Annotated in this window: 13 protein-coding genes and 1 pseudogene; 3 read left to right on the top strand and 11 right to left on the bottom strand. The window is 68.1% G+C overall.

Annotated features, from left to right (window positions below):
- Positions 1 to 11: 11 nt before the first annotated feature.
- Positions 12 to 908, bottom strand: a complete 897-nt coding sequence (locus tag AC5Y42_RS14800) for a hypothetical protein (protein WP_499899172.1) — start codon at positions 906 to 908, stop codon at positions 12 to 14.
- 61 nt (positions 909 to 969) lie between these two features.
- Here AC5Y42_RS14800 and AC5Y42_RS14795 point away from each other — a divergent pair, with 61 nt between their 5' ends.
- Positions 970 to 2268 (top strand): glycosyltransferase 87 family protein, encoded by a 1299-nt coding sequence (locus tag AC5Y42_RS14795; RefSeq protein ID WP_499899171.1) that lies wholly within the window; start codon positions 970 to 972, stop codon positions 2266 to 2268.
- 18 nt (positions 2269 to 2286) lie between these two features.
- Here AC5Y42_RS14795 and AC5Y42_RS14790 read toward each other — a convergent pair whose 3' ends face one another.
- The 5 genes from AC5Y42_RS14790 to AC5Y42_RS14770 all read right to left on the bottom strand — a co-directional run bounded on the left by AC5Y42_RS14790 (position 2287) and on the right by AC5Y42_RS14770 (position 5786).
- The gene (locus AC5Y42_RS14790) at positions 2287 to 3024 is read right to left on the bottom strand and encodes a lysophospholipid acyltransferase family protein (protein ID WP_499899169.1); all 738 of its coding nucleotides are present in this window, start codon (positions 3022 to 3024) and stop codon (positions 2287 to 2289) included.
- A 144-nt stretch (positions 3025 to 3168) separates the two neighbouring features.
- On the bottom strand, positions 3169 to 3552 hold the full coding sequence (locus tag AC5Y42_RS14785) for a hypothetical protein (RefSeq protein WP_499899168.1): 384 nt from the start codon (positions 3550 to 3552) through the stop codon (positions 3169 to 3171).
- 67 nt (positions 3553 to 3619) lie between these two features.
- The gene (locus AC5Y42_RS14780; protein WP_499899352.1) at positions 3620 to 4882 is read right to left on the bottom strand and encodes an ArsA family ATPase; all 1263 of its coding nucleotides are present in this window, start codon (positions 4880 to 4882) and stop codon (positions 3620 to 3622) included.
- Positions 4875 to 5312 (bottom strand): SRPBCC family protein, encoded by a 438-nt coding sequence (locus AC5Y42_RS14775; protein WP_499899166.1) that lies wholly within the window; start codon positions 5310 to 5312, stop codon positions 4875 to 4877. Before AC5Y42_RS14775 ends, AC5Y42_RS14780 begins: the two co-directional genes overlap by 8 nt.
- Before the next feature lie 84 nt (positions 5313 to 5396).
- Entirely contained in the window at positions 5397 to 5786 is a 390-nt protein-coding gene (locus AC5Y42_RS14770; protein WP_499899165.1) for a polyketide cyclase / dehydrase and lipid transport, read from the bottom strand.
- Between the two features lie 164 nt (positions 5787 to 5950).
- Here AC5Y42_RS14770 and AC5Y42_RS14765 point away from each other — a divergent pair, with 164 nt between their 5' ends.
- Positions 5951 to 7750, top strand: coding sequence for an AMP-dependent synthetase/ligase (locus AC5Y42_RS14765; RefSeq protein WP_499899163.1), 1800 nt, complete (start codon positions 5951 to 5953; stop codon positions 7748 to 7750).
- A gap of 15 nt (positions 7751 to 7765) precedes the next feature.
- Here AC5Y42_RS14765 and pimB read toward each other — a convergent pair whose 3' ends face one another.
- The 4 genes from pimB to AC5Y42_RS14745 form a co-directional block, all read right to left on the bottom strand.
- Entirely contained in the window at positions 7766 to 8902 is a 1137-nt protein-coding gene (gene pimB, locus AC5Y42_RS14760; protein WP_499899161.1) for a GDP-mannose-dependent alpha-(1-6)-phosphatidylinositol monomannoside mannosyltransferase, read from the bottom strand.
- Positions 8903 to 8922: 20 nt separating this feature from the next.
- Positions 8923 to 9723 carry a hypothetical protein gene (locus AC5Y42_RS14755; protein WP_499899351.1) on the bottom strand — a complete coding sequence of 267 codons (801 nt, stop codon included), beginning with the start codon at positions 9721 to 9723 and terminating at the stop codon, positions 8923 to 8925.
- A 31-nt stretch (positions 9724 to 9754) separates the two neighbouring features.
- Positions 9755 to 10888 (bottom strand): peptidoglycan hydrolase RipC, encoded by a 1134-nt coding sequence (gene ripC, locus AC5Y42_RS14750; protein WP_499899160.1) that lies wholly within the window; start codon positions 10886 to 10888, stop codon positions 9755 to 9757.
- Between the two features lie 129 nt (positions 10889 to 11017).
- On the bottom strand, positions 11018 to 11251 hold the full coding sequence (locus tag AC5Y42_RS14745; protein ID WP_499899158.1) for a hypothetical protein: 234 nt from the start codon (positions 11249 to 11251) through the stop codon (positions 11018 to 11020).
- 133 nt (positions 11252 to 11384) lie between these two features.
- On the opposite strand from AC5Y42_RS14745, the pseudogene AC5Y42_RS14740 reads away from it, so the two are divergent.
- Positions 11385 to 13172 (top strand): annotated as a pseudogene (locus AC5Y42_RS14740) (DEDD exonuclease domain-containing protein); the annotation flags it as partial.
- On the opposite strand, the gene trpD reads toward AC5Y42_RS14740, so the two are convergent.
- Positions 13110 to 14120 (bottom strand): anthranilate phosphoribosyltransferase, encoded by a 1011-nt coding sequence (trpD, locus tag AC5Y42_RS14735; RefSeq protein ID WP_499899350.1) that lies wholly within the window; start codon positions 14118 to 14120, stop codon positions 13110 to 13112. The pseudogene AC5Y42_RS14740 and the gene trpD sit on opposite strands and share 63 nt — an antisense overlap.
- Positions 14121 to 14274 lie beyond the last annotated feature (154 nt).

Below are 14274 nucleotides of genomic sequence, written 5' to 3'. Positions count from 1 at the left end.
CGTTGCCGAACTCAGCCCGGCTCTCCGTTCGCCAGGGCGCGCTGGGTGCCGTCCGGCGGCGGCGCGGCATGGACCTCGCGGTCCAGTTGTGCGTCCACGGTGCGGTCGTCGGGGCGGCGAGGCGTGCCGGCGATTGTCGACTGCAGCGACAGCTTGGCCCGCACCACCGGCCGACGCAACATGCGTTCCCGCAGCAGCGATTGCCGCATCTTGTCCAGATGGCGGTTGTAGCGCCACCGCGCCCACGGGGCGTGCGGGCGCGACAGCCGGATCGCTCCGATGACCAGCAGCGGAACGAAAAACATTCCGATCAGGCCCGTCCATACTTTGCCCTTGAGCAACACCACCACCGCCAGCGGCGGCATCAGCACCAGCCCCAGGATCACCGCACCATGCAGGATCAGCGAGTGGGTGTCCTGCCAGAACGAGAGAAAGAACATCAGCGGATGCAAGCCCAGCACCAGCAAGCCACCCACAGCGATGGCAGCGAAGACAGCATCGACCGAGGTGCGGCCGTCTTCTTCCCAGTAGACATCCGAGAGATGCAGGATCAACGCGTACTCATCAAGAACAAGCGCTGCTCCGATACCAAAAAGCGTTGCTGTCAAAGTGAATTCGATCCCACGGCTGTCGACGTCCAATGACACCAACGCGATACCGGACACCATCACCAAGATCACCCCCACCACCACGTGGTGGATGTGCACCGATCCGATGTGGATATTTCGCGGCTCCCACCATCTGGGTGGCACGCCCCGGTCTGCGCGATAGCGGATATAGCGCACAAAAGATCGGGTGACAAAGAAGGTCAAGATGAAGGCGACCAGACAACACAGCAACGGCAGTCTGCCGCTATTGATGATGTCGTCTTGCAACCACCTGAGCACCTTAAAAAAGTACGCCGTCATCCAACGCGCCGCTCGCCGCGACACCGCGTGAGGCCCACGGCACCGATAAGCTGTGTCGGAGATGAGTACGAGGCGGTCGCCCGACGTGGGCAGTCGGCGGGGGCAGATAGCCATGCGGCCGGTCGTTGTGTGGGGTGTGCTCGGTGCCGCGGCCGTGGCGGCGCTCGGGTACGCGGCGTGGCGGCTGCTCGGGCACACGCCGTACCGCATCGACATCGACGTCTATCGAATGGGCGGCCGGGCCTGGCTGGACGGCCGCGCGCTGTACGGGGCCGGCGTGCGGTTCCGCACGTCGGCCGGGCTGGACCTGCCGTTCATCTACCCGCCGCTGGCGGCCATCGTGTTCTGCCCATTCGCCTGGCTGGGGCTGCCGGCCGCCAGCGCGGCGATCACCCTGACAACGCTGGCCCTGTTGCTCGCCTCGACCATGATCGTATTGACCCGGCTCGACGTGTGGCCCACCTCGCGCCGGGTGTCCGGACCGCCCTGGTTGCGCCGATGCTGGCTGGCCGCGGTCGTTGTGGCCGCGGCGGCGACCTGGCTGGAACCCATCACGTCGAACTTCGCCTTCGGCCAGATCAACGTGGTGCTGATGACCTTGGTGATTGCCGATTGCGTGCCGCATCGCACGCCCTGGCCCCGCGGGCTGCTGCTTGGGCTGGGAATCGCCCTGAAGCTGACCCCGGCGGTGTTTCTGCTTTATTTTTTGCTGCGTCGCGACGGCCGCGCGGCGCTGCGGGCAATTGCGTCGTTCGGGGCGGCGAGTCTGACCGGTTTCGTGCTGGCCTGGCACGACTCATGGCAGTACTGGACCGACACGGTGCGCAACACCGATCGGCTCGTCGGGCCGGCATTGAACACCAACCAGAACATCGGGGGCACGCTTGCCCGACTGGATCTCGGCGAGCCCGAGCATTTCGTGCTGTGGGTGCTCGGGTGCCTGCTGGTGCTCGCCGCGACCGTATGGGCGACCCGGCGGGTGCTGCGCGCCGACGAACCGACCATGGCGGTGATCTGCATCGCGCTGTTCGGGTTGGCTGCCTCGCCGCTGTCGTGGTCGCACCACTGGGTGTGGATGCTGCCGGCCGTGCTGGTGACCGGAGTGCTGGCCTGGCGACGGCGCAACGCGGCGCTGGGCGTGGTCACCGCAGTCGGCATCGCGCTGATGGTGTGGACGCCGATAAACCTGCTTCCCGCACACCACGAGACGGCCGCGGCGTGGTGGCGCCAGCTCGCCGGGGTGTCTTACCTGTGGTGGGCGTTGGCGACCATCCTTACCGCCGGACTGGCCGTCACCGCTCGCACCGTGCCGCAGAAAGCGACCGTCCCCGAACCTGCAGCGGTCTCGGCGGTCGGCTGACTGCTCAGATCGGCGGAGCTACCCCGCAGCTGTCTCGGGAATCCGCGTTGGCGGCTTGCCGGCCGGCAGCGGCTCGGCACCGTTGCCATGGTCCTTGGCACTGGCGGCGTAGATGTCGACGTATTCCTGACCGGATAGCCCCATCAGGTCGTAAATCACCTCATCGGTGACGGCACGCTCGATGAAGCGATTACCGGCCAGCCCGTCGAACCGGGAGAACTCCATCGGCTTGCCGAACCGCACCGTCACCCGGCCGAACCGCCACATTTTGCTACCGGGCGGATTGACGACGTTGGTGCCGATCATCGCCACCGGGATCACCGGTACGCCGGTGTGCAACGCCAGCCGGGCCAGCCCGGTCTTGCCCTTGTACAGCCGGCCGTCGGGTGAGCGGGTGCCCTCCGGGTACATGCCGAGCAATTTGCCTTCGGCCAGCAACCTGGCCGCAGTGTTCAACGCGGCCTCGGCCGTGTCGGCGTCGGTGCGGTCGATCGGAACTTGTCCGGTGGTGCTGTAGAACCAGCGGATGAACCAGCCTTTGACCCCGGTGCCGGTGAAGTATTCGGACTTGGCCAGAAACGTGATCCGGCGGCGCACCACCAACGGCAGGTAGAAGCTGTCGGCCACCGCCAGGTGGTTACTGGCCAGTATGGCCGGTCCGGACTGCGGGATATTCTCCAGCCCTTCGACCTTTGGGCGCCCGAGCATGCCAAGCAGTGGGCCCATGAAGATGTACTTGAAAAGCCAGTACCACATGGCCCTCCCTCTCGCCCGCCCCGGATAGTGTTCTGCGCCAAGAGTACCCATCGAGTCTGGATGCGACCATAGGACCGCGGTGACTTGCCCAGCTCCTGGGGCGGCGGGCCGTCGCGCCCGGCTTCGCCACGCCGGCGTTCGCCGTTACTCCTCTACGGTAACCGAGATGGGCTGATAGCGGCTTTTTGTGCTCGGCGCAGCTTCGGGCCGGGAAGCAGCCGCGCCGCCGGACGGACCGTCCGGCGGCGGAGGCGGCACCGACTGATCCACCTCTTCGATGACAGCCCGGATCACCGCCAGCAGCGCGACGCTGTGTTCGGCGACGACGGTCAGCAGCGGATGCTGTTCACCGCTTACCAGCGCCGCAAGTGCACAGACCGGACACCAGAGCTGTTGACATTTGCCCCTACCCGGACCGCCGCCCGACGCCCGCATTGCCGCGGCGCGCACTGCAGGGTCGATTCCATCGAGGATGCTCTGCGCAAGTCTTCGCAATTCCGGACCGATGTCGGGGTGAACGCCGCTCATATGCGCCGCTCCTCCCTATCGCCTCGTCCCCGGCTTCGCGGGGGCCCCGCCGCATCGTCGACGGCGGTCACGTCGGCCACACGTCCGGATCAGGCCGGAAACGCACCGTGAGCTCACTACCTCGAAGGTGGGCGTCCAGCACCGTGCAGCGCCGCAGCACCGAGGCCAACCGAACTCTGCGCCGCATTCCGCCGGCACTGATGATCAGGTCGTCGTCGACCCGGCCCAGCGCGAGCCCGCCGGAATCGACTTGCGGCAACTCTAGTCGCAATCGGTAGATCGACTGCAGGCCTGATCCGGATTCGAGGTCAACGACGGGACGCAACGGTCCGGGCGGCGCCGCTCCGCCGCGCCGGCGCGCACTGTCCATCAGTTCGCCCAACGCCTTAGGGCCGATCGGCTCGCCGGCCAGGTGCGGAGCCAGCACGAGCGCCACATCGCCGATGGTGGTATCCAATTCGTCCAGCACCGCGCGCTGTTCGCAGATGCGTTCGGCATACCAATCGAAAGCAGGATGATCCGGAAGATTTCGATACTCGTACGAATCATCTTGTACCAGAACTTGATTGACAATCAGCTCCTCGACCCGCACACCCATCAGCGCCAATGAGCCCAGTGTCCGGGCAGCTTCGGCGGCGACCACCCGTTCGGCGGTCAAGACCAGGTGCGCACCGACCAGCGCCGGGTCGGTCAACAGGGCGCTGAGCCGTTCGACGCCGGCGCTGATCCGTTCCAGCAGCGCCACCACCGCGGCGGACCGCGCATCGTCAGAAGCGGTGGAGAGCCGGCGGTGGCGCGGCCAGGCGCGCTCGACGTAGAGCGTGAAGGTGGCCGGCAGCGTCAGCATCCGCAAGGCATCGGCGGTCGAGGCACAGTCGACCACGACGTGGTCCCACTGTCCCGCCGCGGCCAGTTCCCCGACCTCGTGCAGCCCGAGAACTTCCTGGATGCCCGGCAGAGCCGAGAGTTCTTCGGGGGCAATGGTGTTCAGCTCCGACTCGGGAAAGCGCCGACCGACGGTGTCGACCACGTCGCGCCAGCGCGCCTCCAGGAGTGCCAAGGTGTCCATCGCCAGCGCGTCGAGGAACCCGCCGCCCATGTCAACGTCGTCGGCGAGTACCCGCACGGGATCGCGGCGGCCGGTCGGCGGGACCGGGATATTCAGCACATCACCAAGTGAATGCGCCTGATCGGTGGATACCACCAGCACCCGTTGCCCGGCGCGGGCATCGGTGACCGCCGTGGCGGCCGCCAGGGTGGACTTTCCTACCCCACCCTTGCCGACGAAAAGACTGATCCGGGCCAGGGCGGGCGCTGCCGACTCACTCAGCCTCGACTCGTTTCTTCAGATCCTTCAACGCGCTGTCGGTCAGCCTGCGCTCAGCCTTGCGCTTGAGCAACCCGATCATCGGCATAGCCAGGTCGACCGTGAGTTCATAGGTGACATCGGTACCAGACCCCTTGGGCGACAAGCGGTATACGCCGTCGAGGGCCTTGAGCAACGAGCTGGAGACCAGCGACCAGTGAACCGAGCGGCGGTCTTTCGGCCAGTCGTAGGAAAACACCAGGGTGTCTTTGAGGACGGTGGTGTCCAGCACCATGCGCGCCACTTTGGGGTAGCCGTCGGCGTCGGCCTCGAGCACCTCGGTCTCCTTGTACTCCGAGACCCACTCCGGGTAGGAACCGATATCGGCGATCACGTCCATCACCGTGCCAGGGTCGGCATCGATGTGGATCGTCTGCGTCGTCTTCTCCGCCACCTGGCTGCTTCCCTCTCCCCCGTAAGCGGGCGCTACCCCCGGTCTCGGTCAGAAACGGTACTCCCCGTGCCAACCCGGATGGGCTCAAGCCACCGGAGAAACTCCGACCGGGCGGGACCGCTCCAGCTGCGCTTTGACCTCGAAAGCCATTTCCTTTCCCGCCACCCGGCGGCGGTGGGTCATTCGGGCGAGATTCATCCGAGCCAGCTGCCAGGCCGCGACCCCGGAGGGTTCGGCGTGCAGGAAGTAGTGCAGCAGCACGCCGTCGAGCAACGGCTCCAGCCAGATCTCCATGGTGCCGGTCAGCGGTCCGGTCACCGCCCATCTGATGCCCTTGTCGGCCCGGTCTTCGATGACCTCCAGCCACAGATCAGGCCACCAGCGCCGCCAGCTGGCCCGGTCGGCCACGGCAGCACCGACTCGCGCGGCGTCGGCGGCGACGAAGGTCTGATCGGCAACTTGAACGCTGTGCACGGACCTAGCTTCACACATCCGGCTCCTCCGCAGACCGTGCCGGTCTGCATCGTCGCCAGACTCGGTTCGATCGTCCGGCTCCTCCTCAGACCGTGCCGGTCTGCATCGTCGCCAGACTAGGCTGGCGGACACCAGGCCCAGAGACGTCAAGCGAGGTCAGAAGAGTGCGTGAATTGAGTGTTCCTGCCCCATTCGAAGTGGGCGAGCGCGACAACGTCGTCGCCGCGGTTTTCGAGCATGAGCGCGACGAACCCAAACTGGTGATCTTCCAGCGCCTGATCGACGGCACCTGGACCGATGTCACGTGCGCCGAGGCGGCTGCCCAAATCCGTTCGGTAGCTCTCGGTTTGATCGCGGAAGGAGTACAGGCCGGCGATCGGGTGGCGATCTTCTCTGCGACCCGCTACGAATGGGCGATCCTCGACTTCGCGATCCTGGCCGTGGGCGCGGTCACCGTGCCGATTTACGAGACGTCGTCGGCCGAGCAAGTGCGCTGGGTCCTGCAGGACTCCGAGGCAAAACTGGTGTGCGCCGAAACCGACGCCCACGCCACCATGGTCACCGAGCTGACCGGCGAATTGCCCACGCTGCGCCGGGTGCTTCATATCGACGGTTCGGGCCCCAAAGCGCTCGACCAGCTTGCCGAGGCCGGCGCGTCGGTGGACGCGGCGGAGCTGACCGCCCGGGTCGAGGCGCTGCGGGCCGCAGACCCGGCCACACTGATCTATACCTCCGGCACCACCGGGCGGCCAAAGGGCTGCCAGCTGACACACTCCAACCTGGTCTACGAGATGCGGGGCGCCAAAGAAGCGTTGCCGACGCTGCTGGCCAAGGGTGAGCGTTTGCTGATATTCCTGCCGCTGGCCCACGTGCTGGCCCGCGCGATCACCTTGGCCGCCTTCGCCAACAAGGTCACCGTCGGGTTCACCAGCGACATCAAGAACCTGGTGCCGATGTTCTCGGTGTTCAAGCCCACCGTCGTGGTGTCGGTGCCGCGGGTGTTCGAGAAGGTGTACAACACCGCCGCCCAGAACGCCGCCAACGACGGCAAGGGCCGGATCTTCGAGACGGCCGCCCAGACCGCGGTCGACTGGAGTGAGGCCCGCGACCGCGGCGGCCCCGGCCTGCTGTTGCGGGCGAAGCACGCGATATTCGACCGGCTGGTCTATCACAAGCTGCGCGCTGCGCTGGGCGGCGATTGCCGCGCCTCGGTCTCGGGAGGCGGGCCCCTGGGCGCCCGGCTGGGCCACTTCTACCGCGGTGTCGGCCTGACCATCTACGAGGGCTACGGGTTGACCGAGACCAGTGCGGCCATCACCGTCAACCAGGTGGGCGGCCTGAAGATCGGCACGGTCGGAAAGCTGTTGCCGGGCAACAGCATGCGTATCGCCGACGACGGCGAACTGCTGGTGCGCGGCGGAGTGGTGTTCAGCGAGTATTGGCGCAACGAGCAGGCCACCGACGACGCGATGGCCGACGGGTGGTTCAAGACCGGTGACCTGGGCGCCATTGACGAGGATGGCTTCTTGACGATCACCGGCCGCAAGAAGGAGATCATCGTCACCGCCGGCGGCAAGAACGTCGCGCCGGCGGTATTGGAAGACCAGTTACGGGCACACCCGCTGATCAGCCAGGCGATGGTCGTCGGCGACGCCAAACCATTTATCGGGGCGCTGATCACCATCGACCCCGAGGCGTTCGACGGCTGGAAGCAGCGCAACAGCAAGGCGGCGGGTACTTCGGTGGGTGATCTGGTGACCGACCCCGACCTGGTCGCCGAAGTGGATGCCGCCGTCAAACAGGCCAACCAGGCTGTCTCGCATGCGGAATCGATCCGCAAATTTCGCATTCTGCCCGTCGACTTCACCGAGGACACCGGCGAACTGACCCCGACGATGAAGGTCAAGCGCAAGGTAGTGGCCGAAAAGTTCGCCGACGACATCGAGGCGATCTACGCCAAGTGAGCCGGCGCGCTCTCGTTAGCCGCGCAGCAGGTCGGCCAGCCGGTCCGCCAGCACGTCCCAGCGCCAGTGCGCCGTCACCCAATCTCGTCCGGCGGCTCCCATGGTGGAGGCGCGGTCGGGGTCGGACAGCAGCTCGGTGACAGCGTCGGCGACCTGATCCTCCGACCGGCCGTCGACCACCAAACCGGTCTCGCCGTGCCGCACGGTCTCCGGCGCACCGCCCGAACGCCCGGCAATCACCGGTACGCCGGTGGCGGAGGCCTCCAGGAACACGATGCCCAGCCCCTCGACGTCCAGGCCGGCGCCGCGGGTGCGGCACGGCATCGCGAACACGTCGGCCATCGCGTGATGCGCGGGTAACTCCTCGGCGGCCACTCCGCCGGTGAACGTGACGTGCTCGGCTACCCCGCAGCCATCGGCCAACCGGCGCAGCGCCGTCAAATGCGGGCCGCCGCCGGCAATCACCAGCGCCGCGCCGTCGACGCGCCGCCGAATCTGCGGCAGTGCACGGATCAGCATGTCCTGGCCCTTGCGTGGAACCAGCCGGGACAAGCACACGACGGTGGGTCGCTGGCCCAGTCGGTAGCGGGCACGCAGCTCGGTACGCGCGGCGTGATCGGGGCGAAACCGATCGGTGTCCACACCGGGTGGCACGTGCTCCAGCGAGGCAGCCGGGCCGAACGCCGGCGCGAACCGCGCCCGGGTGTATCGGCTGACGAACGTGACCACATCGGTGCCGTTTCCGATGCGACGCAGCACCGACCGCGCCAGCGGAAGCATCGACCAGCCCACTTCATGGCCGTGCGTGCTGGCCAGCACCCGGGTAGCGCCCGCCTCCCGGGCGCGCTGCGCCAGCAATGCCAGCGGTGCGGCCGCCCCGAACCAGACGGTGTCGATGCTGTGGTCTGTGATCAACCGGCGCATGCGGGTGTCGACGGTGGGGCCCGGCAACATCAGAGTTCCGGGATGGCGCACCACCTGGTAGCCGGTCGCGTTGCCGTCGAAAACGTCGGCGCCCTTCCACTGTGGCGCGTAAACCGTCACCTCATGCGCCCCGGAACAGGCGATCCGATCCACGAGCTCGCCCAGGTAGGACTGGATGCCGCCGCGTCGAGGAGGAAAGTCGTTGGTTACCAGCAGGACCCGGGACACCTGGGTAGGCTAGCCCGGCGTCAGGACGAGCGGGTCAGCCACCGCTGCCAGTGGGCGAGGAGGCCGGCCATGTCGGTGTGGAGCACGTCGCGTACGGCACTGGGTACGTCGACACGCCCAACACCGCACGCGGCGCGGTAGAAACCGGCCAGCGTCGCGGTCCCGTAACTGTCGGCGACGAAGCGGGCGAACCACCATGCCCGGTCATAGGCCAGTGAGCGCTGCGGCCCGGGCGTGTCGAGGTCGGCGTCGGATGGCACAGCGGTGGGCAACAGTGTGCCCGCGGGCACCACGGTGGGCGGCCGGGCCACAAAGTCAGCCACGCCTTCGGTCAGCCAGCGCGGCGCGTCAAGCGCGGTGGCTCCGCGGGTGGCGTAGTGGAAAAGCTCATGGCTCAATACAATTCGCAGCGCCGGTTCGCTCATTCCGGCCGCCCCTGGCGCGAAGACGATCCGCTGGCCGACGGCGACCCGGCGGACCGGATCGACTTCGTCGGCGACGGCGATCGCCGCGATATCGGCCCACTGCGCCGCCGATCCACCACCGGCCTCGGCCTCGAACTGGTGCTGCGAGCCGGTGCCCACGATGGTGATATCGCGCGGCCAGTCGGCGCCCCAGAACGTCTGTACGGCCTCGACAGCCGTACCCATGTTCGCCGCGACGCGCCTCAGCAGCGAGTCGGTATCTGGACTGCCGAGGTTGACCAGCCGGATGATGCGCCCGTCGACAGTCAGGGGCGCCGCGGCAGGTGCAACTCGTGGGGCACCGATCAGCACAGCGGCAGCCAGGACCAACTCTGCGACAAGGGTCCAGGCCAGCAGGATCGACGGCCACCGCCGCCGGGGCTGAGCGTCAGTAACGGCGAGCGTTGTAAATCGGGCCGGACGAGGTCATCGGCACCACCCGCACCGGCTGACCATACGTGGAGGAATGGACCATCAGACCATCACCGACGTAGATGCCGGCGTGTGATGCGTCGGAGTAAAAGGTGAGCACGTCGCCGGGCTGCAGGTCCGACAGCGCGATGGACTGCCCGCCGTGGGCCAAGGCCTGGCTGGAGTGCGGCAGCGCGATGCCGGCCTGCTGGAACGCCCACATCACCAAGCCCGAACAGTCAAAGCCCCCGGGTGCGGCGCCACCCCACGAGTACGGCGCACCGACCTGGGTCAACGCGGCCTGCACGGCCGTCGCTCCCTGGCCGCTACCCGGCGCGCCGCCGGGAAACGCCTCAGGCGCGTCCGCGCCGGGCCCACCACCATTGGGCGGCAACGCTTCAGGTGCGGGGGCGGCGGCTGCCAGCGCGGCGGGTTGCGGGGCCGGCCCTGGTTCGGCCAGCGCGGTGCGCTGCCCCGGCGACAGCGAGAGGTACTGCGACTTGACAACGGCGATCTGCACCTGCAGCTGACTCTGCTTGGATTGCAGACTCGCCCGCACAGCGACGGCCTGCTCGGCGGCGGTCTTGGCGTCTGCCGCTGATTTAGCCGACGCCTGCTCGGCTTTGGCGGCCTGTTCTCCGGCTGTCCGGTAACTGGCCATCTGCGCGGACATCTCGGTGGCGATCACCCGCTGCACGGCCAGCTTGCCGATCAACTGCTGGGGCGACTCAGCGGTCAGGATCGCGTCCATGCCGTCGGTTCGACCGCCCATGTACATCGCGGCAGCAAACTTGTTGACACCGGCCTGGAAGGTTGCCAACCGGGCTTTGGTGGCCTGCGCGGCGGCCTGGTCGTCCGCGTGTCTCTTGTCCGCGGCGCGCTGCGCAGTCAGTTTGTCGTTGAGGTCCAGCTGGGCGCTGTGCATGGCCTCGGTCGTCTGTTCGGCCTGACGAGACAGCTCAGTGAGCTTTGCCATGGCGTCATCGGCCGGATCGGCCAGCACATTGCCGGTGACCGCTCCGGAGAAGATGGTAATAAAGCCCGCTATCGCGGCGACGGCAAATCGCTTGCGGGTGCGTCCAGCCCAGCATCTACCGTCATTCCCCGACACCAAAATTTCGTATCCTTCAAACCCGTCGACAAGACGTCGAATTTGCTTTAGGTCTCAGACAGGTTACGAAACGGTATAGGCATTGTCCAACAGCGGAACATTAAGAAATCAGAAAGATTTTGACGGCCGTCAGGCCACTCCGGGGCGATGGATGGGCACCAGTCGCAGCCTGGGCGCCATACCCGCGTCGGCGAGTACCTCCAAAGCGGCCCGCTCGTCGGCCAGCAAAGTTTCCGGTACCCCGAGTAACACGCTGACGACGCAGTCGCGGCATCCCGGGCCGCGGACCGCGCAATCGTCGCAGTCGATGATCACCGGTCCGGTCGGCCCGGTCGGGCCGTCGGGCCTGGCGGTTTCTGCCATCTGGCTGGTCCTTTCGCTCTGGTCGATCGATCTGCCCGCAGGCTAACGGCCAGCACCGACATTTAGGTTTGGTGTTCCCGACGCGCCGCGCCGGATCCGCCGGCTGTCGGTAGCGCTGCCTAACGTCTCGATCATGGGTGTGCCCGCCCCCGAGCAGTTGAGCTTCGCCGGCCTCGACGCGCTCAAGGACATGTCACTGCGCGAGACCACCTTCGTCGTCGTCGACCTGGAAACCACCGGCGGGCGTGCGACAGCCGACGAGATCACCGAGATCGGGGCGGTCAAGGTTCGCGGCGGTGCGGTACTGGGTGAGTTCGCCACCCTGGTCGACCCGCAGCGCAGCATCCCGCCACAGATCGTGCGACTCACCGGTATCACCACCGCGATGGTGTGTGATGCGCCGACGATCCGCGCGGTGCTGCCGATGTTTCTCGAGTTCGCCCGCGGCTCGGTGCTGGTCGCCCACAACGCCGGATTCGACGTCGGGTTTCTGCGTGCCGCCGCCGATCGGTGTGGGATTCCCTGGCCCCGGCCGCAAGTGCTGTGCACGGTCCGGCTGGCTCGCCGGGTGCTCACCCGCGAGGAAGCCCCCAGCGTGCGACTGGCCGCGTTGGCGCGGCTCTTCGCCGTCGCCAATGAGCCCACCCACCGCGCTCTCGACGACGCCCGCGCCACCGTCGAGGTACTACACGCGCTGATCGAGCGGGTGGGCAACCAGGGGGTGCACACCTACCCCGAGTTGCGGTCGTATCTGCCCGGTGTGACGACGGCTCAGCGCCGCAAACGAGTGCTGGCGCAGGGTCTGCCGCACCGGCCGGGCGTCTACCTGTTTCGCGGGCCGTCCGGCGAGGTGCTCTACGTCGGCACCGCAACCGACTTGCGGCGCAGGGTCACCCAGTACTTCAACGGCTCCGACCCGCGGGGCCGCACCAAGGAGATGGTCGCGCTGGCCAGCGCCGTCGATCACGTCGTCTGCGCGCACGCACTGGAAGCCGGCGTGCGCGAACTGCGGATGCTGGCCGCGCACGCCCCGCCCTATAACCGTCGCTCGCGATTCCCGCACCGGTGGTGGTGGGTGGTGTTGACCGATGAGGCGTTCCCCCGCCTGGCGGTGGTGCGTGCGCCGCGGCACGAGCGTGCCGTCGGCCCGTTTCGTTCCCGGGCCGACGCCGCTGACACCGCGGCGCTGCTGGCGCGGTTCACCGGGGTGCGCACCTGCACCGCCCGGCTGGCGCGTTCGGCGCTGCACGGCCCGGCGTGCCCGCCAAGGGAAGTGTCGCCGTGTCCGGCCGGCCGCGAGATAACCGCTGCGGACTACGTGCCCGCCGCGCTGCGCGCCGCCGCGTTGATCGACGGTGCCGACAACGCCGCGCTGGGGGCGGCAGTAGCCCAGATCACCGCCCTGGCCGAGCGGCACCGCTACGAGAGCGCCGCGCGGCTACGTGACCACACCGGTGCGGCGGTCGAGGTGCTCTGGCGTGGCCAGCGGCTGCGGGCGCTGGCGGCGCTGGCCGAGTTGGTGGCCGCCGCACCGGACGGGCACGGCGGTTGGCAGCTCGGCGTCATCCGCTACGGGCAACTGGCCGCGGCCGGCACTGCGGCCCGCGGCGTGCCGCCGATGCCCGTCGTCGACGCGCTGCGGGCGGGCGCGCAGGTGATCCTGCCGGCGTCCGCCCCACTGGGCGGGGCGCTGGTCGAGGAGACCGCGCTGATCGCGCGCTGGCTCGACGGGCAAGGAGTGCGCATCGTGGATGCTGCCGTGGGCTGGTGTTCGCCGTTGAGGTCCGCCGGACCGTGGGCTGCCTGGGCGGCTTCGGCCCGCTCGGCACGGGTTGCCGCCGAGCAGGTCGGGGCCGATTCAGACCTGGTATCCGAACCGCACCCATCGCGCGAGCAGCTGTTCGGCCGCACCGCTGTCGATGGCGGCGGCGGCACGGTGCAGCCCGTCTTCCCACGCCGGCAACCACTCGGCGCGGCTGGATAGCCCGGTGTGGGCCACGATGGCGCCAGCGGCGTTGAGCACCACGGCATCTCGCACCGGACCCTTGGCGCCGGCCAGCACCGAACGGGCCTCGGCCGCGTTGGCGGCCGCATCGCCGCCAAGCAGGTCGTCGAGTTCGGCGCGCGCGAAGCCAAACCCGGCAGGGTCGAACGTCAGCTTGTCCACCGTGCCGGCCTGCACCCGCCAGATCGTGCTAGTCGTTGTGGTGGTCAGCTCGTCGAGCCCGTCGTCACCGTGCACCACCAGGACGCTGGACCGGCGGGCGGCGAACACCCCGGCCATCACCTCGGCCAGATCGGCGAACGCGCAGCCGATCAAACCTGCTCGCGGACGGCCCGGATTCGTCAGCGGCCCAAGCAGATTGAAGACCGTGGGAACGCCGAGCTCGCGTCGCACCATCGACGCATGCCGGTACGACGGGTGAAACTGCGGCGCGAAGCAGAACCCGATCCCCACTTCCGCGACACTGCGGGCAACCTGCTCAGGGCCCAGGTCGATGCGCACACCCAGCGCCTCGAGCGTGTCGGCACCGCCGGCCAGCGACGAGGCCGCGCGATTACCGTGCTTGACCACCGGTAAGCCGGCGGCGGCCGCCACGATCGCAGCCATCGTGGACAGGTTGACGGTGGACACGCCGTCGCCGCCGGTCCCGACCACATCGACGGTATCGATGCCGATCTCGTCAACGGGCAGCCGGTGCGCGTGGTGCAGCATGACCTCGGCAAGCTCGCTGACCTCCGCGGCAGTGGGAACCTTCATCGTCATCGCGACCGCGAACGCGGCGATCTGGGACGGCGCCGCGGCGCCGGTCATGATCTGCTCCATCGCCCAGGCGGCCTGTCCGCGCGCCAGGTTCTGCCCGGCCATCAGACCGCCGAGCACCCGCGGCCAACACGACCGGGAAGATGACTCCGCCACGCGCCGATGGTCCCACAGGGTGATCGCAAGCGCGGCGCAGCCGGGCGCAGCGGGTCGCCCCGCCAGACCCCCAGGGTGATCGCAAGCGCGGCGCAGCCGGGCG

This window comes from Mycobacterium sp. NGS48, assembly GCF_059812585.1.
The sequence above is the reverse complement of the archived record's forward strand: the minus strand, read 5'-3'. Positions and strand labels throughout refer to the sequence as shown.

What these genes read in the sequence shown, in the direction of transcription:
- AC5Y42_RS14800 (WP_499899172.1), bottom strand. Translation starts at nt 908, where the DNA reads ATGACGGCGTACTTTTTTAAGGTGCTCAGGTGGTTGCAAGACGACATC.
- AC5Y42_RS14795 (WP_499899171.1), top strand. Translation starts at nt 970, where the DNA reads ATGAGTACGAGGCGGTCGCCCGACGTGGGCAGTCGGCGGGGGCAGATA.
- AC5Y42_RS14790 (WP_499899169.1), bottom strand. Translation starts at nt 3,024, where the DNA reads ATGTGGTACTGGCTTTTCAAGTACATCTTCATGGGCCCACTGCTTGGC.
- AC5Y42_RS14785 (WP_499899168.1), bottom strand. Translation starts at nt 3,552, where the DNA reads ATGAGCGGCGTTCACCCCGACATCGGTCCGGAATTGCGAAGACTTGCG.
- AC5Y42_RS14745 (WP_499899158.1), bottom strand. Translation starts at nt 11,251, where the DNA reads ATGGCAGAAACCGCCAGGCCCGACGGCCCGACCGGGCCGACCGGACCG.
- trpD (WP_499899350.1), bottom strand. Translation starts at nt 14,120, where the DNA reads ATGGCCGGGCAGAACCTGGCGCGCGGACAGGCCGCCTGGGCGATGGAG.